The organism is Mycobacterium bulgaricum, assembly GCF_041287165.2.
Lineage (GTDB): Bacteria > Actinomycetota > Actinomycetes > Mycobacteriales > Mycobacteriaceae > Mycobacterium > Mycobacterium bulgaricum.
This window is the reverse complement of the sequence record NZ_JBGGKV020000006.1, coordinates 36,654-55,287: the sequence shown is the minus strand read 5'-3', so window position 1 is coordinate 55,287 and position 18,634 is coordinate 36,654. Positions and strand designations below refer to the sequence as shown.

The 18,634-nt window shown below is 66.9% G+C and carries 16 protein-coding genes; 9 read left to right on the top strand and 7 right to left on the bottom strand.

Annotated features, from left to right (window positions below; genetic code table 11):
- Positions 1-25 precede the first annotated feature (25 nt).
- Positions 26-2,239, top strand: coding sequence for an RNA polymerase recycling motor ATPase HelR (helR, locus tag ACAG24_RS17375; RefSeq protein ID WP_370473926.1), 2,214 nt, complete (start codon positions 26-28; stop codon positions 2,237-2,239).
- Between the two features lies 1 nt (position 2,240).
- Here helR and ACAG24_RS17370 read toward each other — a convergent pair whose 3' ends face one another.
- A complete protein-coding gene (locus tag ACAG24_RS17370) occupies positions 2,241-2,684 on the bottom strand; it encodes an Rv2576c family protein (protein WP_370473925.1) in 444 nt (147 codons plus the stop codon).
- 258 nt (positions 2,685-2,942) lie between these two features.
- Between ACAG24_RS17370 and urtA the strand changes: the two genes are divergently transcribed.
- From urtA to ACAG24_RS17340, 6 genes are all read left to right on the top strand, one after another.
- Entirely contained in the window at positions 2,943-4,208 is a 1,266-nt protein-coding gene (gene urtA, locus ACAG24_RS17365; protein WP_370473924.1) for an urea ABC transporter substrate-binding protein, read from the top strand.
- Between the two features lie 6 nt (positions 4,209-4,214).
- Positions 4,215-5,099, top strand: coding sequence for an urea ABC transporter permease subunit UrtB (gene urtB / locus ACAG24_RS17360; RefSeq protein WP_370473923.1), 885 nt, complete (start codon positions 4,215-4,217; stop codon positions 5,097-5,099).
- Positions 5,096-6,208, top strand: a complete 1,113-nt coding sequence (gene urtC, locus ACAG24_RS17355) for an urea ABC transporter permease subunit UrtC (protein WP_370473922.1) — start codon at positions 5,096-5,098, stop codon at positions 6,206-6,208. Before urtB ends, urtC begins: the two co-directional genes overlap by 4 nt.
- Positions 6,205-7,038: an urea ABC transporter ATP-binding protein UrtD gene (urtD, locus tag ACAG24_RS17350; RefSeq protein WP_370473921.1), complete on the top strand. Its 834-nt coding sequence runs from the start codon at positions 6,205-6,207 to the stop codon at positions 7,036-7,038. Before urtC ends, urtD begins: the two co-directional genes overlap by 4 nt.
- On the top strand, positions 7,038-7,730 hold the full coding sequence (urtE, locus tag ACAG24_RS17345) for an urea ABC transporter ATP-binding subunit UrtE (protein WP_370473920.1): 693 nt from the start codon (positions 7,038-7,040) through the stop codon (positions 7,728-7,730). Before urtD ends, urtE begins: the two co-directional genes overlap by 1 nt.
- Positions 7,731-7,912: 182 nt before the next feature.
- Positions 7,913-8,464, top strand: coding sequence for a hypothetical protein (locus ACAG24_RS17340; RefSeq protein WP_370473919.1), 552 nt, complete (start codon positions 7,913-7,915; stop codon positions 8,462-8,464).
- Between the two features lie 80 nt (positions 8,465-8,544).
- Here ACAG24_RS17340 and ACAG24_RS17335 read toward each other — a convergent pair whose 3' ends face one another.
- The 5 genes from ACAG24_RS17335 to ACAG24_RS17315 all read right to left on the bottom strand — a co-directional run bounded on the left by ACAG24_RS17335 (position 8,545) and on the right by ACAG24_RS17315 (position 14,207).
- Positions 8,545-9,435 carry a hypothetical protein gene (locus ACAG24_RS17335; protein WP_370473918.1) on the bottom strand — a complete coding sequence of 297 codons (891 nt, stop codon included), beginning with the start codon at positions 9,433-9,435 and terminating at the stop codon, positions 8,545-8,547.
- Complete coding sequence (locus tag ACAG24_RS17330) at positions 9,432-9,815, bottom strand: hypothetical protein (RefSeq protein WP_370473917.1); 384 nt, start codon at positions 9,813-9,815, stop codon at positions 9,432-9,434. Before ACAG24_RS17330 ends, ACAG24_RS17335 begins: the two co-directional genes overlap by 4 nt.
- Positions 9,816-9,833: 18 nt before the next feature.
- A complete protein-coding gene (locus ACAG24_RS17325) occupies positions 9,834-12,125 on the bottom strand; it encodes a GH25 family lysozyme (RefSeq protein WP_370473916.1) in 2,292 nt (763 codons plus the stop codon).
- 146 nt (positions 12,126-12,271) lie between these two features.
- Positions 12,272-13,534, bottom strand: a complete 1,263-nt coding sequence (gene hisS / locus ACAG24_RS17320) for a histidine--tRNA ligase (RefSeq protein WP_370473915.1) — start codon at positions 13,532-13,534, stop codon at positions 12,272-12,274.
- Entirely contained in the window at positions 13,527-14,207 is a 681-nt protein-coding gene (locus ACAG24_RS17315; RefSeq protein WP_370473914.1) for an MBL fold metallo-hydrolase, read from the bottom strand. The genes hisS and ACAG24_RS17315 overlap by 8 nt, the downstream gene beginning before the upstream one ends.
- A gap of 117 nt (positions 14,208-14,324) precedes the next feature.
- Here ACAG24_RS17315 and ACAG24_RS17310 point away from each other — a divergent pair, with 117 nt between their 5' ends.
- Positions 14,325-15,215, top strand: a complete 891-nt coding sequence (locus ACAG24_RS17310; RefSeq protein WP_370473913.1) for a peptidylprolyl isomerase — start codon at positions 14,325-14,327, stop codon at positions 15,213-15,215.
- A gap of 5 nt (positions 15,216-15,220) precedes the next feature.
- Positions 15,221-16,219, top strand: coding sequence for a peptidylprolyl isomerase (locus tag ACAG24_RS17305; protein WP_370473912.1), 999 nt, complete (start codon positions 15,221-15,223; stop codon positions 16,217-16,219).
- A gap of 4 nt (positions 16,220-16,223) precedes the next feature.
- On the opposite strand, the gene ACAG24_RS17300 is transcribed toward ACAG24_RS17305, so the two are convergent.
- Positions 16,224-18,596 (bottom strand): RelA/SpoT family protein, encoded by a 2,373-nt coding sequence (locus tag ACAG24_RS17300; RefSeq protein WP_445206205.1) that lies wholly within the window; start codon positions 18,594-18,596, stop codon positions 16,224-16,226.
- Positions 18,597-18,634: the final 38 nt, after the last annotated feature.

The window sequence follows — 18,634 nt, the reverse complement described above, 5'->3', positions numbered from 1 at the left end:
CGTTGCGCAATATCCAAAGGGGCACATGTCAACTCAGAAATCACCGACGAACTACGACGCCGAGCTGCTGTCGGAACGCAGATATGTCGAAGGCCTGTACGAACGGCTCGACGCCGAGCGCGAGCGCGTGAAAGCCAGATATGCCGCCGCGCTCGGCGCCCCCGTCGACGCCCAGGACGGCGGCACCATGGTGGACCGGGACGCCGAAGTGCGCGCGGCGGCCGCCCGGATGGACCGGCTCAACATTGCCGATGCCGGCCTTTGCTTCGGCCGCCTCGACAGCGTCGACGGCGAACGGATCTACATCGGCCGCATCGGCGTGCTCGACGAGCAGAACGAGTACGAGCCGCTGCTCATCGACTGGCGTGCGCCCGCGGCCCGTGCGTTCTACGTGGCGACGGGCGCCCATCCGGAGAACATGCGCAGGCGCAGGCAGTTCCGCAGCATCGGACGCCGCGTCATCGACTTCACCGACGAGGTGTTCGGCCGGCCGGGCTCCGACGAGACCGACGGCCAGCGCGGCAGTTCCAGCGATGTGGCTCTGCTGGCAGCGGTCAACGCCCCGCGCGGCGAAGGGATGCGCGACATCGTCGCCACCATCCAGGCGGAGCAGGACGCGATCATCCGCCTCGATCATCCCGGCGTGCTGGTCATCGAGGGCGGCCCCGGCACCGGTAAGACCGTCGTCGCCCTGCACCGCGTCGCCTACCTGCTGTACACACAGCGCAAACGCATGGAGAGCCACGGCGTGCTGGTCGTCGGTCCGAACGCGGCGTTCCTCCGTCACATCGGCCGGGTGCTGCCGTCGCTCGGCGAAACCAACGTGGTGTTCCTGACAGTCGGCGACCTCCACCCCGGCCTGCATGTCACCGACGCCGACACCCCGAAGGCGGCGCAGCTCAAGGGATCGCTCGCCATCCTCGACGTGCTCGCAGCCGCGGTCGCCGACCGGCAGCGCGTCCCGGAGGATCCGCTGCCGATCGACCTGTCCGACGTGTCGGTGAGCATCGGCGCCGACATCGCCCAGTGGGCCGTCCAGGAGGCACGCGCCACCGATCAACCGCACAACGACGCCCGCACGACGTTCGTCGACGTCATCACCTGGGCGCTCACCGAGCGGGCGATCGCCAAGATCGGCCGAGGGTGGCTCACCCGCGAAGACAAGGCCGCGTGGGAACACCTGCGCGCCGACCTGATCGACGAGCTCGAGGACCACGCCGCGTTCAAGGCCGCGCTCGATCGGCTCTGGCCCGTCCTGACGCCGGAAACCCTTCTAGCCGAACTGTATTCATCACCTGACCGACTCCGCGCGGCGAGTGCGGATCCGGCGCTGTATCGCGCGGACGGTGCTGCGTGGACCTTGTCGGACGTGCCCCTGCTCGACGAACTGGTCGACCTGCTGGGGCGGGACAAGTCCGGCGAGGAAGCCGCGGAACGCGAACGGGTGGAGGAGGCCGCCTACGCAGCGGGCGTACTCGATCTGATGATCGGGCGCGAGGACATGATGGACGACGAGGACCGGCTGATGGCCCAGGATGTGATCGCCGCCGAGGATCTCGCGGAGCGATTCCTGGAGCGTGACACCCGCGAACTCGCCGAACGGGCTGCCGCCGACCGGGATTGGACGTACGGGCACGTGGTCGTCGACGAGGCACAGGAACTCTCCGAGATGGACTGGAGGGTGCTGATGCGGCGCTGCCCGAGCCGGTCGTTCACCACGGTCGGAGATCTCGCGCAGCGTCGCTCGCCGGCGGGCGCGACCTCGTGGGATGCGATGCTCAAACCCTATGTGGCCGACCGCTGGATGTACCGGACACTGACGGTGAACTACCGCACGCCCTCGGAGATCATGGCCGTCGCAGCCGCGGTGCTGAGGGAATTCGCACCCACGGTATCGCCACCGGAATCAGTGCGGTCCACCGGTGTCGCTCCGTGGGCGCGGCAGGTCAGCGATGACGAATTGCCCGTGGCCGTCGAGGAATTCGTGCGCACGGAAGGCGGCCGAGACGGCACCAGCATCGTCATCGGGCCGCCAGGGGTGCCGGGCACGGTCCCGCCCACGGCGACCAAGGGCCTCGAGTTCGACGCGGTGCTCGTGGTGTATCCGGAACGCATTCTCGCCGAGGGGTTTCGCGGGGCGGCCGACCTGTACGTCGCCCTGACGCGTGCCACCCAGCGCCTCGGCGTGCTCCATCGAGACGAGCTCCCGACCGCCCTGACGGGACTGACCCGCCTCTAGGTCACCAGTTGCCGAGCTGGCAGCGCACGTTGTACGGGTCGTTGTGCTCGGTGAGGACCGCCCCGTCGACGGCGATGTCGCAATGCGCGTTCGGAGCCGCCTGGCCGCCCTTGGTGGTGCTGCTCACCTGGAGGATGGCCCAGTTCGGGTCCTCCAGCGTGGTCTCGAACACCCACGGCACACCCGGGGCCAGATTGACCTTCTCGCGCTTGGCGAACGCGTAGGCGTCGGCGTTGAAGGCCTCCAGGCTCGGCGGCTGGCTCGTCAGGTAGAAGAGGTCGAACTGGTAGGCGCCGCCCGAGACGAGCGTGTACCGGACCTGATGACCCGCGGGCTGCGCGCCCGCCGTAGGCGCACCGACCATCACCGACGTGGACGCCGCCAACAGTGACGCCCCGACCGCCGCTCCTACTTTGGCTGAAGTGCTTCGCAAAGCTGATCGCATGTTGGTCACATCGCCGGACGCTACCGGATTGTTACGACCGTGCCGTTTTCACCGTCGCCCGCTTGGTGAACGGCAAACCAACTGCCATTTCTGGCAACAGGTTAACGCGGCTGTCACACACAGACATTTGGCAGAAACACAGGCGCTCTAACGTCCCGATTCGACACCGGGGCGGTGTCGGAACTTCGTCGTTCAGAAGTCTCTCCACTCGGCTCCTCATCAGCGGATGAGCGCTGCCGACTGCCAGAAAGGCCGTTCATGCAACACGCCCGACGCCACCCGTTCAACAGATCAGCGCTGACAGCAGGAAGCGTGGTGGCTGTCGCCAGTCTGCTGCTCGCCGGCTGCGGCAGCAAGGCTACCGAGACCGATTCAGCAAATGCAGAGTCGTGCGTGGACACCTCCGGCGAAACCATCAAGGTCGGCGCTCTGAACTCGCTGTCGGGCACCATGGCGATCTCCGAGGTCACGGTCCGCAACGCCATCGATCTGGCGGTGGAGCAGATCAACGCCTCGGGCGGCGTGATGGGCAAGCAGATCCAGCTCGTCGGCGAAGACGGCGCGTCGGAACCCACCGTGTTCGCCGAGAAGGCCGAGAAGCTGATCAGCAGCGACTGCGTCGCCGCGGTCTTCGGCGGGTGGACCTCGTCGAGCCGCAAGGCGATGCTGCCGGTGTTCGAGAGCGCCAACTCGTTGCTCTACTACCCCGTGCAGTACGAGGGCCTCGAGTCCTCCCCCAACATCTTCTACACCGGCGCGACCACCAACCAGCAGATCGTGCCCGCGCTGGACTACCTGAAGGAGAAGGGCGTCAAGTCCCTCTACCTGGTGGGCAGCGACTACGTGTTCCCGCAGACCGCCAACCGCATCATCAAGGCCTACGCGGAGGCCAACGGCATCGAGATCAAGGGTGAGGACTACACGCCTCTCGGCAGCACCGACTTCTCCACGATCGTCAACAAAGTGCGTTCCGCCGACGCCGACGCGGTGTTCAACACCCTCAACGGCGACTCGAATGTGGCGTTCTTCCGTGAGTACAAGAACGTCGGCCTGACACCCCAGGACATGCCGGTGGTCTCGGTGTCGATCGCCGAGGAAGAGGTCGGGGGCATCGGTGTCCAGAACATCACCAACCAGCTGACGGCGTGGAACTACTACCAGACCATCGACACCCCGGTGAACAACGAATTCGTCCAGGCCTACAAGGCCAAGTTCGGTGCGGACAAGCCGACCTCGGATCCGATGGAAGCCGCGTACGTCTCGGTGTACCTGTGGAAGAACACCGTCGAGAAGGCGCAGTCGTTCGACGTCAAGGCGATTCAGGACAACGCCGACGGCGTCACCTTCGACGCTCCGGAGGGTCTGGTCACCATCGACGGCGAAAACCACCACATCACCAAGACCGCACGAATCGGTGAGATCCGTCCCGACGGACTGATCTACACGATCTGGGAATCGCCCGGCCCCATCGAGCCGGATCCGTTCCTGAAGTCGTACCCGTGGGCCGCCGGCCTGTCCGGTTGATCACGTATGGATGTCGTCATCGGACAGCTGGCAACAGGATTGAGCCTCGGCTCGATCCTGTTGCTGGCCGCACTGGGACTGTCACTGACCTTCGGCCAGATGGGCGTCATCAACATGGCGCACGGCGAGTTCATCATGGCCGGCTGCTACACCGCCTACGTGGTGCAGCAGATCGTGTCGAGTGCCGGTGTCTCGCTGATCATCTCGCTGGTCCTCGGCTTCTTCATCGGCGGAGCGATGGGCGCGCTGCTGGAGGTGACGCTGATCCAGCGCATGTACCACCGACCCCTGGACACCTTGCTGGTGACCTTCGGCGTCGGCCTGATCCTGCAGCAGGTGGCGCGCGACGTCTTCGGCGCCCCGGCCGTCAACGTCATCGCGCCCGAATGGCTCTCCGGCGGCATGGAGATCCTCGGCGCCGTCGTGCCGAAGACCCGCATCTTCATCCTGGTGCTGGCGGTGGTCTGTGTCGCAGTGCTGGCCGCAGTGCTCAAGGTCAGCCCGATGGGGCGGCGCATCCGTGCCGTCGTGCAGAACCGCGATCTTGCTGAGACCAGCGGCATCTCGTCACGGAAGACCGACATCACCACCTTCTTCATCGGGTCCGGCCTGGCGGCCGTGGCCGGTGTGGCGCTGACGTTGATCGGCTCGACGAGCCCGACGATCGGCCAGAGCTATCTGATCGACGCGTTCCTCGTCGTGGTGGTCGGTGGTCTCGGTCAGATCAAGGGCACCGTCATCGCAGCGTTCGCCCTGGGATTCCTGAACTCGTTCATCGAGTACAACACCACGGCGTCGCTGGCCAAGGTCATCGTGTTCGTCATCATCGTGATCTTCCTGCAGGCGCGTCCGCAGGGTCTGTTCACCGTTCGGACAAGGAGTCTCGTGTGAGAACCGTTCTAGGACGTTGGCAGACCTGGGCCGGTTTCGGGGTCGCTGCGCTGGTGCTGTTCGTGATCGCTCCCGCGGTGCTGTCGGACTTCCGGCTCAGCCTGCTGGGCAAGTTCCTGTGCTTTGCGATCGTGGCGGTCGGCATCGGCCTGGCCTGGGGCCGGGGCGGCATGCTGGTCCTGGGCCAGGGCGTGTTCTTCGGGCTCGGCGGCTACATGATGGCGATGCACTTGAAGATCGCCGACGCGCAACTGCGCGGCGACGAGGTGCCCGACTTCATGCAGATCCAAGGGGTGCGCGAACTGCCCGGCTACTGGGCGCCATTCGCATCGCCCGCGGTGACGCTCATCGCGATCATCGTCATCCCGACAGGCATCGCCGCTGCGCTGGGCCTCGGCGTGTTCAAACGCAAAGTCAAGGGAGCGTACTTTGCGATCCTGTCGCAGGCGCTCGCGGCGGCGCTCGCGATCCTGCTGGTCGGTCAGACCAGCCTGGGTGGGTCCAACGGTCTCAACAGGTTCCGCACATTCTTCGGGTTCGCGCTCAACGATCCGGTGAACCGCAAGATGCTGTACTTCATCGCCGCCGCGGTGCTGCTGATCGTCGTCGCGGTGGTGCGCCAGCTCATGCAGAGCCGCTACGGCGAACTGCTCGTGGCGGTCCGCGACGGTGAGGAGCGGGTGCGCTTCCTCGGCTACGACCCCGCCAACATCAAGGTGGTGGCCTACACGGTCGCGGCGCTGTTCGCGAGCATCGCGGGCGCGCTGTTCGCCCCGATCGTGGGGTTCATCGCCCCGTCCCAGGTAGGCATCCTGCCGTCGATCGCGTTCCTCATCGGCGTCGCGATCGGTGGCCGCACCACCCTGCTGGGGCCGGTGCTCGGCGCGATCGGTGTCGCATGGGCGCAAACCCTGTTCTCCGAACGGTTCCCGTCGGAATGGACCTATGCCCAGGGGCTGCTGTTCATCGTCGTCGTCGGGTTCTTCCCCGCCGGCTTCGCGGGCCTCGCGGTGCTGCTGAAACGCAGGCGAAAGGCCAAAGCCGAGCCGCCACCGGAGGACGCCGCCGACTCCGACCCCGACGCAGAGAAGGTGGGCGCCCGCTCATGAGCGAAGTCGAAGCCAGCATTGCGGGCAAGGAGCCGGCCGTCGGCGGCAATGTGGGCATGGGGACGCAGTACCTCGAAGTTCGGGGACTGACGGTCGATTTCGACGGCTTCAAGGCCGTCAGCGACGTCGATCTCACGTTGTTCCAAGGTGATCTGCGGTTCCTCATCGGCCCCAACGGCGCGGGCAAGACGACCGTGATCGACGCCATCACCGGCCTGGTGCCGGCGACGGGCTCGGTCAACAAGTCAGGGGTCGAACTGCTGGGGAAGAAGGTGCACCAGATCGCCCGGCGCGGTGTAGGGCGCACCTTCCAGACCGCGAGCGTGTTCGAACAGCTCACCGTGCTGCAGAACCTCGACATCGCGGCCGGCGCAGGCCGTTCGGTGTGGACGCTGCTGCGGCGGCGCAACGGCGTGCTGCCCGCGATCGAGCAGGCGCTGCACACGATCGGCCTGACCCACCTGGCCGACAAACCCGCAGGGGTGCTCGCCCATGGGCAGAAGCAGTGGCTGGAGATCGGCATGCTGCTGGTGCAGAACGCCGACGTGCTGCTGCTCGACGAGCCGGTGGCCGGAATGAGCACCGAGGAACGTGAGGAGACCGGAAACCTGTTGCGGCGCATCGGTGCTGAACGCACCGTCGTCGTCGTCGAACACGACATGGACTTCATGCGCGCGTTCGCGACGTCGGTGACGGTGCTGGCCCGCGGTCAGGTGATCGCGGAAGGCTCGGTGGCCGACGTGCAGGCCAATCCGAAGGTCCAGGAGGTCTACCTGGGCACCGCCGCGGCTGGGGCCGACGGCATCGAACTCGCCGAGGAGACTTCCTGATGCTGCAACTTGTCGACGTCCGCACCGGCTACGGCCGCAGCGAGGTCATTCACGGCGTAAGCCTTGAGGTGCCCACCGACGGCGTCGCCGCGGTGATGGGCCACAACGGCGCCGGCAAGACCACCCTGCTGCGCGCCGCCGTCGGGCTCCTGAAGTGCACGTCGGGCACGGTGTTCTTCGACGGGGACGACATCACCAGGCTGAGGCCCAGCGCGCGGGTCGGCCGAGGCCTGGCGTACGTGCCGCAGGGTCAGCAGTCGTTCGGGCAGCTGACGACCGCGGAGAACCTCCAGGTCGTTGCCGACGGCCGCAAGAACGGCAAGGCGCTGATCGACGAACAGCTCGACCTGTTCCCCGCGCTGAAGGAGCTGCTCACGCGGCGCGCAGGCCTGCTCTCGGGCGGTCAGCGTCAGCAGCTGGCGATCGCCCGCGCGCTGATCACCTCCCCGAAATGCCTGATCCTCGACGAACCGACCGAGGGCATCCAGCCGTCGGTCGTCCACGAGATCGAACAGGCGATCACGGCGCTGACCGACCGTGGCGACCTCGGCGTGCTTCTGGTGGAGCAGCACATCGGGTTCGCGCTGGAATCGTCGCAGCGGTATTACATCCTGGAGGCCGGCCGCGTGACCACCAGCGGCACAGGCGGTTCGGCGTCGGAAGCCGACGTCCGCGCCGCGATGGCAATCTGACGTTTTGCACCGCGAGCGCGCGCGTCTGCACGCCGACACGCCGCCCAGCGTGTGCAAATATGCACGCTCGCCGCGGCATTCGGCGGATCGGTGGGCTAGCTACCCGCGCTGGTCGTGTTCCCTGCTCTCGAGGTTTCACGCTGTGGCATACCCGCCGCCCCGTCATCGGGCATGCTGTGCCGGTGAACAAACCCCCCGAACCGATCGTCCTCGCCGAGAACGGCAGGTTCGCGGTGGCCGAACTCGGCCCCAGGGTGATGCTGTTCGACCGCGGTCGAACACCGTCGGAAGTCACCGTCTTGCTGCTGGCGATCTCGACGCTGGTTTTCGGAGGTTTCGGCGCGGTGTCCCTGTTCACCGCCGCCGGGGGTGAGTTCACACCGCGATCCCTTGTCACCGGCGCGCTGTTCCTCGGCATCGGCATCGTCTCGTTCAGGACCATGATCAAGGCCAACGGTGCACTGCACCGCGCTCGACGCACACCGCTGAACACCGTGGCTCCCCTCGCCGTCTTCGACCGCGAAAGCGCCGCCTACATCGACGGCAACGGCGAGATGATCGCTCAGTTGTCCCAGGTGCGTTGCACAGCAACGGGTTTCGGAGCCGCGAAGCTGTCTGTCGTCACTCCCGATGGCCCGCGCGTCGTCGCCAGGGGCAATCCGCTCTCGGGCGGCCTCACACATCTCGCCATGGTGGTGAACCACTCCCTGTCGGGCCCCGGCTCCGATGAGTGAAAGCTAGGGCGCAACCGCTCGGCCTCCTATCGAGGTGCTCGCAGGTGTCCTCGTGAACCCAGGACCCGCGTTGTGCACCGTCAGAGGACCGGCGCCATCTCGGCATCGAGCAGTGCGCGCACGCGGAGGTCGGCGCCCACCTCGGTGAGGAACCGGACAGCGGGTGCGATGTCGTAACGCGCGTGCGGGCCGCCGACGCCGGCCCCGAGGAAGAAGGCACCGTTGGCGACCGCCTGCACCAGCGGGACCACCTGTTCGAACGGTTCGGCAAGTATCTCGGCCACCTCGGTCGCGATCGCAAGCACGCTCGTGATCGTCGCATCCTGGACGACGTCGAAGATGATCCGTTCGTTGTGCCCGACCTCGGTTTCGTCGTTCCACGGATCGACACCCGTTGGTGCACAAGCGTAGAGATCGCCGTCATTGGCGAACGACAAGAAAAAGTCCGGGGTCTGATCCGGCGTGAGGTTTCCCGGTCCGGCGATTCCGCCCGAGACGAACCCGTTGACGTCGCGCGGCAACGGTCGTCCGGCGAACGCGTTGCCGTTGGCGATGCCGGGGCAGCGCATCGGGTCGCCGTAGTTCACGATCGCCACGACGTCGGCGAGGCGGTGGTGCAACCCCCCGCCGGCGGACAGGATGTCGTCGCGCCACACCGTGTCGACGATCAGGGCGCCCTGGCTGTACCCGCTCAGGGCGACAGGACCGGCATGCCGCTCGATCTGGGCGCACAGCTCGGCCCGGCCTGCGCGCACCGAAGGCCCCATCGGGAAGGTCGCCGCCGGATAACCGACGGGCTGCCAGTTCCACATGCCCTCGGCTGCGTCGGCGAGCGCTCTGGCAAGATCCGCCGGAAAGCCGGGACCGAACGGGTCCGGGACACCGGTTCCGTTCACGGTCAACAACGTTCCGGCGGGTGCGTAGACGACACCTTCCTTGGCCGCGCGGATCCGGGCCCACAGCCCGCTCATGTGCCCGGCACATCCCCGGGGAAGCCCACGGGGTACGGACGCAGTTGCCTGGCACGCTCGACGTAGGCGTCCAAGGTTGCCTCGTCGGTGCTGGCGATGAAGTGCTCAATCTGCAGCAGCACGAAATCCTTGAGATCGAACACCATTCCGTTGCTCGCCACGTAGCGCCAGCTGACCTGTTCGCTGGTGCCGATGTCGTGGTCGAGTTGCGACGTCGACGACGCCACCGGCCGCCCGTCGACCGTGCGCGTGAACGGTTTGTTCTTCTGCAGGTTTCCGAACACCGTGCGGGCACGGACACGCACCCACGCCCAGGGGCGCGGACTGCCGTCGATCAGGGTGCCGTTGATGCCGTTGAGGACATCTTGGTCAGCAGGCATGGGATCTCCTCCCTCGGGTCAGTTGGTGATCGGATCGGCAGGGCGGCTCTCGGCTGCCGGCGATGTCGCCTTCCGGGGCGGACGGGACGCGGCCTTCCTCGCCCGGCGCCGGCCGGCAGGCGCACCGTTGCTTTCGGCGGCGACGAATGCGCTTGTCGGTACCCCATTTTCGCGACGCCACTGGATGGCGAACTCCATCAGTTCCAGCATGACGTCGGCGAGATCACGGGTCAGGCCGTCGGAGAAGGTGTGCCGCCAGGCGATCTGCTCGCTGATGGGGACGATCTGCTCGAACGCATCGGTGTGGCCGGCCACCGTGGTGCCGTCGGGCTGCACACGCTGCCACGGTCCGCGCCCGGGGTCGGCGACGATCTCGTTGAACGCCCGTGAGGACCGTGAGAAGGCGTAGCGCCACTGCAGGGGCCATCCCGCCGAATCCACACCCGCCACGGCGAGGCGAAGCATCTCCGACTCGGAAGGCGAATGCGCCGCGGGCGACGCCGGTGGCGCCTCCGCCGCCGCAGGCACGACCGGCTGCGCCGCAGCGGCGTAGATGTAGCCCTTCGGCGGGATGAGCGTGGCCGCCTGATCGAAGCTGATCCAGTACCCGAAGGGGCTGAAACCGGAGTCGGCGATCCACAGGGCGCGCAAGGCCGGGTTGCTGTCATAGCCCATGCAGGCGACGTAATGGAACACCGTGCGATTGCCGTAGTTCGGGCCCGCCGAGCCCTTGACGGGTCGGGGGTGGTTGCCCACTGGCGCCACCCAGTTCATCACCACCCCGTGGCCACTGTCGACCGACCGGACGATGTTGTTCCACAACCGTTCTCGATCGTCGGCACTCGGTGGGTCGTGGGGCATCTCGACCGCGGTGAAGCCTGCTCCCGGGACGAGTTCGTCAAGTACCGGTCTGATGTTGTGCACACTGTCGGTGCCGTTCTGGTCGGTGCCCATCCTCGGCGCCAGTTCCTGCTCGCTGACCCTGATACCGAGGGAGTCGAGCACGATCTGCGTTGCGGCCGGACCGCAGAAGAAGCCCGTGTCCTGACGTACCAGCGGGATCGAGCGATCGTAGGGCAGCACCTTCTCGGTGGCCGGGACCACGAGGGCGTTGTCCACACGGCCCGGGTCGCGGCCGCACAGGCGGATCAGATCGTGCAGCGATCCGTCGAATTTGTTGACATCACAGGTGTTCTGGTCGCCGACCCGGCCGTCTGAGGCGAACTGCAGAATTCTGGGCTTGCGGCCCGACATCGGATTCCATCCGGCCTGCGCGTTGGTCACACCCTGGTACTGCTCCTTGAACGTACGCGGCGCTCCCGATCCGTTGTAGTTGCTGTTCCACAGGTCGTAGCCGGGCGGGAGCGTGTCGCCGTACACCCAGTTCGGGGCGTACACGATCACATATCCGCGCGTCCCCTGTGCGGCCATCCGACGGTTGACGGCGTTCACCGCTGCTGTGATCTCCGCGGGATCGGGCGGGCGGACACCCTCTTTCGGAACCTCCGCATCGATCTGCCAGATCCAGGGGACGTCGCGCCACCAGGGAGTCTGCGCGTCGACGAAGTCCATCCACTCGGTCACCTGTGCCTCGATCTCGTCCGGCCAGAGGTAGTGGTAGGTGCCGAGGACGGGAATCCCCGCGCCGCGGGCCCGTTCGAGCGCTTCTCGGTAGTGCTCGGCCTTCCACGTGCGGCCCTCGGTGGCTTTGTGCACGAAGAACGAGATGCCGTCGCGCTGGGCCGCGACGAGGTTCATCGGTCCGCGCTTCCAGTCGTGATCCGAAGCGTCCCAACCCCATACGAGGTCGACGTCGGCGACGCCTGCGACGTCGTTGGCACTGCGCGCGGCGATCGTGCCCATCGATGTCTCCCCACCGCGCTCGATGTGACTCAGCAGCGCCTCGGACGTCGCCCAGTGAATGTGGTCGAAATGCTTGATGGCCTGCGGCCCGCCATAGATGCTTCCGCCGGGATCCTTGACCTGGTTCTTGACGTAGAAGCCCTGATCGTCGGCGAAGGGCGTGGAATGGATCAACTCGACGGATGCATCGGAATAGTTGTCGTACAACCACTTCGCGAAGTCACGCATCTGGGCGGCATCCGGCGGCGACCCCGCACCGATGTCGAGTGCGGCGGTGGGCGAGCCCTGATAGTGCAGACCGTAGTGGTGCGAGACGGCACCGTGATCGCCGTCCCTGCCACTGGTGATGTAGATCTGATCGGCCTTCGGATAGCGCCGCAAGAATGCGATCATCCGGTCACCGAGCGGGCCGACCGCCACCCCGGGACGTCGTTCGACTGCTCCCATCGTGCACCTCTTTCGTCAGGAATCCCCGCGACGGTCCGGGGGGCTGACAAGAACGGTCGCGATGGCGGGCGTGTGTGTCGTGCGTAGTGCACTACGCAGATCTGGCGACTCTGGGAAGCGCACTTCCTAGGTGCAGCGGACCGCTGTCAGCTCAGGCGGGAAAGAACCACGGCGACAACGTCATCCGCGGGGACGTCGATCTGTTCGCCGGTAGCCAGGTTCTTCACCCCGACGGTACCGGCCTCCAGGTCCCGGTCACCGGCCACCAGCGCGATCGTCGCACCGGAACGGTCGGCACCCTTCATCGCGCCCTTGAGGCTGCGGTCGCCGTAGGCCACGTCGACCCGCACTCCCGCGGCGCGCAGCTGCGCACCCAGTACTGCCATGCGCACCTTCGCGTCAGTGCCCAGCGGCACCGCGTACACGTCGACTCTGGCGGTCTGCCCGGCCGTCCTGCCCTCTGCGCGCAATGCCAGCAGGGTGCGATCCACGCCGAGCCCGAACCCGATACCGGACAGGTCGCGCCCGCCGAGCTGGCCCATCAGCCCGTCGTAGCGGCCGCCGCCGCCGATGCCGGACTGCGCGCCGAGACCGTCGTGGACGAACTCGAACGTCGTCTTCGTGTAGTAGTCCAGACCTCGCACCATGCGGGGGTTGATGACGTACGGCACCGACAGCGCGTCGAGGTGGGCCAGCACCGTGTCGAAATGCTGCTTGGCCGCATCGGAAAGGTGGTCGAGCATCACCGGCGCGTCGGCGGTCATCTCTTTGACGTGCGGGCGTTTGTCGTCGAGGACCCGCAACGGGTTGATCTGCGCCCGGCGCCGGGTGTCCTCGTCGAGGTCCAGCGTGAACAGAAACTCCTGCAGAAGGTCGCGGTACTGCGGCCGGCAGCTGTCGTCGCCGAGGGAGGTGATCTCCAACCGGAACCCGTCGAGCCCCAGCGACCGGAATCCGGCGTCGGCGACCGCGATGACCTCGGCGTCCAGCGCCGGGTCGTCGACGCCGATCGCCTCGATCCCGACCTGTTGCAGCTGGCGGTAGCGGCCCGCCTGCGGCCGCTCGTAGCGGAAGAACGGCCCCGCATAGCAGAGCTTGACCGGAAGCGCGCCGCGATCGAGGCCGTGTTCGATCACGGCCCGCATCACACCCGCGGTGCCTTCGGGGCGCAGCGTCACCGAGCGTTCGCCGCGATCGGCGAACGTGTACATCTCCTTGGAGACCACGTCGGTGGACTCCCCCACCCCGCGTGCGAACAGCGCCGTGTCCTCGAAGATCGGCAACTCGATGTCGCCGTATCCGGCGCGGCGTGCGGCGTCGAGCAGCCCGCTGCGCACGGCGACGAATTCGGCCGAGTCGGGCGGCAGATAGTCGGGAACGCCCTTGGGCGCTTTGAAACTGTCAGTCACGGGTCAAACCTTCGAGAAAGGGGTTGGTGTGGCGTTCGGTGCCGATCGTGGTTCGTTCGCCGTGCCCCGGTAATACCAGGGTGTCGTCGTCGAGTACCAACAGTTTTGTCACGATCGACTCCAGCAGGTCGCGTCCGCTGCCGCCGGGCAGGTCGGTGCGCCCGACCGTCTGACGAAACAGCGTGTCACCGGTGAAGGCGACGTGGTCGGTTCCCTGCTCCACCCGGAACACCACCGAGCCCTTGGTGTGGCCGGGTGTGTGGTCGACGGCGACGGTGATGCCGCCCAGCTCGATCTTGTCGCCGTCGCGGTCGAGTTCTACGACCTGTCTGGGCTCGCGGAACAGGGCCCCCAGCGCGGTGCGGGCCAGGCCGCCGAGAAAGCCACGGCCGAATCCCTTGATCGGGTCCGTCAGCATGTAGCGGTCGGCAGGGTGGATGTAGACCGGGCAGCCGTAGGTGTCCGCGGCCTTCTGCGCCGACCACATGTGGTCGATGTGGCCGTGGGTGAGTAGCACCGCCGCCGGGGTGAGCCGGTTGTCGTCCAGGATCTTGCGCAGCGGACCCATGGCCCGCTGACCGGGGTCGACGACGATGGCGTCGGCGCCCTGCCGCGGGGCCAGCACGTAGCAATTGCACGCCAACATGCCGGCCGGGAATCCGGTGATCAACACCGACCCAGCTTCCCATGCCCAGGTCGCGGCCCAGTTCACGAGGGTCGCGCCACGTTCGCTCAGCGTCAACTGGCACACTCGGTGCCGACCGGATCAACTGCGAGGAGGACACCGGCCGTGCCCACGAACGAACAACGGCGTGAAACAGCGAAGCGCAAGCTCGAGCGTCAGCTCGAGAACCGGGCCGAGCGGGAGCGTAAGCGCCGCCAGTACACGATCATCGGGTCGGCGGTGGGCGCCGTGCTCGTCGTCGCCGCTGTCGTGGCGACCGTGGTGCTGGTCAACCGCGATTCGGGACCGCAGACCGCGTCTGCCTCGACCTCGACCACCGAGACGTCGTCGCCGTTCGACGTGCCGCCTCCCGCCGAGGCCGGCGCGTTGCCGGAATTCGTGGCCCCCGAGGGCCTGGGTAGCGACTGCCAGTACCCGCAGTCCGCCGAGTCGGCCAGCAAGCCGAACAACGCCCCGCGCACCGGTGAGGTGCCGACCGATCCTGCCCAGGTCAGCGCCAGCATGGAGACCGATCAGGGCAATATCGGGCTGCAGCTCGACAACGGCAAGTCGCCGTGCACGGTCAACAGCTTCGCGAGCCTCGCCCAGCAGGGCTACTTCAACGACACCCCCTGCCACCGCCTCACGACCTCTGACTCGCTCGGCGTGCTGCAGTGCGGGGATCCGACCGGCGAGGGCACCGGCGGCCCCGGCTACCAGTTCGCCAATGAGTACCCGACCGACCAGTACCAGCCCGACGACCCGGCACTGAACGCTCCGGTGGTCTATCCCCGCGGGACACTTGCGATGGCCAATGCCGGCCCGGGCACCAACGGCAGCCAGTTCTTCCTCGTCTACAAGGATTCGCAGCTGCCCCCGCAGTACACGGTGTTCGGCACCATCGACGAGACGGGTCTGGCGACTCTCGACAAGATCGCCGCGGAAGGTGTCGCCGACGGCGGTCCCGACGGCGCGCCGAAACTCGCCACGACGGTGAAGACGATCCAGCTGGACTGACGCCAGTGCCGAGCCCGCCGCCGTACGACGAAAGTGCGCTCTACCCAACGGGTTACGGCGGGTACCCGGCCGGCGGCGGCCATCCGCGGCCGACGAACTCGCTCGCGATCGCCTCGCTGGTGTGCGCCTTCGTGCTCGCACCGCTCGGCGTCGTGTTCGGCCACATGTCCCTGTCGCAGATCAAGAAGACCGGCGAGCAGGGTCGCGGTCTGGCCCTCGCCGGACTGATCGTCGGCTACGTGATGATCGTGGCGACGGTCGTCGTCGTGGTGGTCGGCGTGGCGATGGTGGCGCTTCTCGCGCAGTCCCTCGAGGAGTTCGACAACGCCAACCGCAGGCCGCGTGCCGAACCGACCCCGGCAACGGGGGTTCCGCTGCCGGCGTTCGATCCGCCGGCCACGCTGGGCTCCAACTGCCAGTACCCCGCGACGACGGAACCGGCAGCCAAGCCGGCCCGGCCGCCGCAGAACGGGCGGACCTCGACCACACCCGCGACGATTCCGGCCACCATCGTCACCGACCACGGCGACATCGGCCTCGACCTCGACAACGCCAAATCCCCCTGCACCGTACGCAATTTCACCAGCCTGGCCGATCAGGGTTTCTTCGACGACACCCGCTGCCACCGACTCACCGCCGAACCCGAGCTACGCCTGCTGCAGTGCGGGGACCCGACCGCCACCGGCACGGGCGGGCCGGGGTACCGCTTTCCCAACGAATATCCGAGCAATCAGTACCGGCTGACCGACCCGGCGCTGAAGTCCGACGTGGTGTACCCGCGCGGCACACTCGCGATGGCGAATTCGGGTCTCGGCACCAATGGCAGCCAGTTCTACCTGGTCTACAACGGTTCCCTGCTGCCACCGCAGTACACGGTGTTCGGCAGGATCGACGCGAAAGGTATTGCGGTGCTTGAGAAGATCGCGGCGACCGGGGTGGACGGCGGCGGAGACGACGGCGAACCGGCTGCCGAGGTGACCATCGAATCGGTCACGGTCGGCTAGGTTTTCACGCCGCCGACGTGACGCGGTAGACGTCGTAGACGCCCTCCACGTTGCGCACCACGTTGAGGACGTGGCCCAGATGTTTGGGGTCGCCCATCTCGAAGGTGAACCGGCTGATCGCGACCCTGTCGTTCGAGGTCGTCACCGACGCCGACAGAATGTTGACCTTTTCGTCGGCCAGCACCCGCGTCACGTCGGACAGCAACCGATGCCGGTCGAGAGCCTCCACCTGGATGGCCACCAGGAACACAGACGACGGCGACGGCGCCCACTGAACCTCGATGATCCGTTCCGACTGTTGTTCCAGCGACGTGGCATTCGTGCAATCGGTGCGGTGCACGCTGACCCCGCCGCCGCGGGTGACGAAGCCCATGATGTTGTCGCCGGGCACCGGGGTGCAACACTTGGCGAGCTTGGTCAGCACGCCCGGCGCACCCGGCACCGACACACCCACGTCGTCGCTGGTGCGCTGCCGGATCGGCATCGTCGCCGGCGTCGACCGCTCGGCGATTTCGTCCGCGGCCTCGTCATCCCCGCCGAGCTGCGCGACCAGCCGCTGCACCACGTGGCGTGCGGACACATGCCCCTCGCCGACCGCGGTGTAGAGGGCTGACACGTCGGTGTAGCGCAGCTCGCGCGCCAGCGCCGACATCGTCTCGGCATTCATCAAGCGCTGCAAGGGAAGTCCGCCTCGACGCACCTCGCGGGCGATGGCTTCCTTGCCGGTGTCGAGCGCCTCTTCGCGGCGCTCCTTGGCGAACCACTGGCGGATCTTGGCCTTCGCGCGAGGCGACACGACGAAGCTCTGCCAGTCCCGAGACGGGCCGGCGTTGGGTGCTTTGGAGGTGAAAACCTCGACCACTTCTCCGTTTTCGAGCTTGCGCTCAAGAGCGACGAGGCGGCCGTTGACGCGGGCGCCGATGCACCGGTGCCCGACCTCGGTGTGTACGGCGTAGGCGAAGTCGACCGGGGTGGAGCCGGTGGGCAGGGTGATGACGTCACCCTTGGGGGTGAAGACGAAGATCTCCTGCACGGCAAGGTCGTAGCGCAGCGACTCGAGGAACTCCCCCGGGTCGGCGGCTTCCCGCTGCCAGTCCAGCAGCTGCCGCATCCAGGCCATGTCGTCGATCTCGGTGGCGCCGTTGTTGGCCGGAACGCCGTTGCGGCCCTTCGTTTCCTTGTAGCGCCAGTGTGCTGCGATACCGTATTCGGCGGTCTTGTGCATGTCGATGGTGCGGATCTGCACTTCCAGCGGCTTGCCCTCAGGTCCGACGACCGTGGTGTGCAGCGACTGGTATACCCCGAACCGGGGCTGGGCGATGTAGTCCTTGAACCGGCCGGCGATGGGCTGCCACAGAGAGTGGACAACCCCGACGGCGGCGTAGCAGTCCCGGACTTCGTCGCACAGGATCCGCACGCCGACAAGGTCGTGGATGTCGTCGAAGTCGCGGCCCTTGACGATCATCTTCTGGTAGATCGACCAGTAGTGCTTGGGCCGGCCCTCGACGGTCGCGTTGATCTTCGACGCGTTCAGGGTGGCGTTGATCTCGGCGCGCACCTTGGCCAGGTAGGTGTCGCGCGACGGCGCGCGGTCGGCAACCAGCCGGACGATCTCCTCGTACTTCTTCGGGTGCAAGATTGCGAACGACAGATCCTCAAGCTCCCACTTGACCGTGGCCATGCCGAGCCGATGCGCCAGGGGCGCAATGACTTCCAGCGTTTCACGCGCTTTGCGGGCTTGCTTTTCCGGGGGCAGGAACCTCATGGTCCGCATGTTGTGCAGCCGGTCGGCCACTTTGATCACCAGTACGCGCGGGTCGCGCGCCATCGCGATGATCATCTTGCGGATGGTTTCGCCTTCGGCCGCCGTCCCCAACGCGACCTTGTCGAGTTTGGTCACGCCGTCGACCAGATGACCGACCTCGACGCCGAATTCCTGCGTCAGCGCCTCGAGGGTGTAGCCGGTGTCCTCGACGGTGTCGTGCAGCAGGGCGGCGATCAGCGTCGTGGTGTCCATGCCGAGTTCGGCGAGAATGTTCGCCACCGCCAGCGGGTGGGTGATGTAGGGGTCGCCCGACTTGCGGAGCTGGTCGGAGTGGCGTTGCTCGGCGACCTCATAGGCCCGCTGCAGCAGCGTCAGGTCCGCCTTCGGGTAGATCTCGCGGTGCACCGCCACCAGCGGTTCGAGCACGGGGTTGACGGTGCTGCGCTGGGAGGTCATCCGCCGGGCCAGCCGCGCCCGCACCCGCCGCGACGCGCTGGTGGGTGCGGGCTTGACGATCTCCATCGGCTGGGTCTCCGGGCTGGAGACCGGCGAGGACGGAGGTGTTTGCACAGCCTGGTTCGCGATGGGATCCGTCCGAACCTTGTCGGCCATGTTCACCTCCAGGAGCTGTGCTCTTCGCAGGATATCCG

What these genes read in the sequence shown, in the direction of transcription:
- helR (WP_370473926.1), top strand. Translation starts at nt 26, where the DNA reads ATGTCAACTCAGAAATCACCGACGAACTACGACGCCGAGCTGCTGTCG.
- ACAG24_RS17370 (WP_370473925.1), bottom strand. Translation starts at nt 2,684, where the DNA reads ATGCGATCAGCTTTGCGAAGCACTTCAGCCAAAGTAGGAGCGGCGGTC.
- urtA (WP_370473924.1), top strand. Translation starts at nt 2,943, where the DNA reads ATGCAACACGCCCGACGCCACCCGTTCAACAGATCAGCGCTGACAGCA.
- urtB (WP_370473923.1), top strand. Translation starts at nt 4,215, where the DNA reads ATGGATGTCGTCATCGGACAGCTGGCAACAGGATTGAGCCTCGGCTCG.
- urtD (WP_370473921.1), top strand. Translation starts at nt 6,205, where the DNA reads ATGAGCGAAGTCGAAGCCAGCATTGCGGGCAAGGAGCCGGCCGTCGGC.
- urtE (WP_370473920.1), top strand. Translation starts at nt 7,038, where the DNA reads ATGCTGCAACTTGTCGACGTCCGCACCGGCTACGGCCGCAGCGAGGTC.
- ACAG24_RS17335 (WP_370473918.1), bottom strand. Translation starts at nt 9,435, where the DNA reads ATGAGCGGGCTGTGGGCCCGGATCCGCGCGGCCAAGGAAGGTGTCGTC.
- ACAG24_RS17330 (WP_370473917.1), bottom strand. Translation starts at nt 9,815, where the DNA reads ATGCCTGCTGACCAAGATGTCCTCAACGGCATCAACGGCACCCTGATC.
- ACAG24_RS17325 (WP_370473916.1), bottom strand. Translation starts at nt 12,125, where the DNA reads ATGGGAGCAGTCGAACGACGTCCCGGGGTGGCGGTCGGCCCGCTCGGT.
- ACAG24_RS17300 (WP_445206205.1), bottom strand. Translation starts at nt 18,596, where the DNA reads ATGGCCGACAAGGTTCGGACGGATCCCATCGCGAACCAGGCTGTGCAA.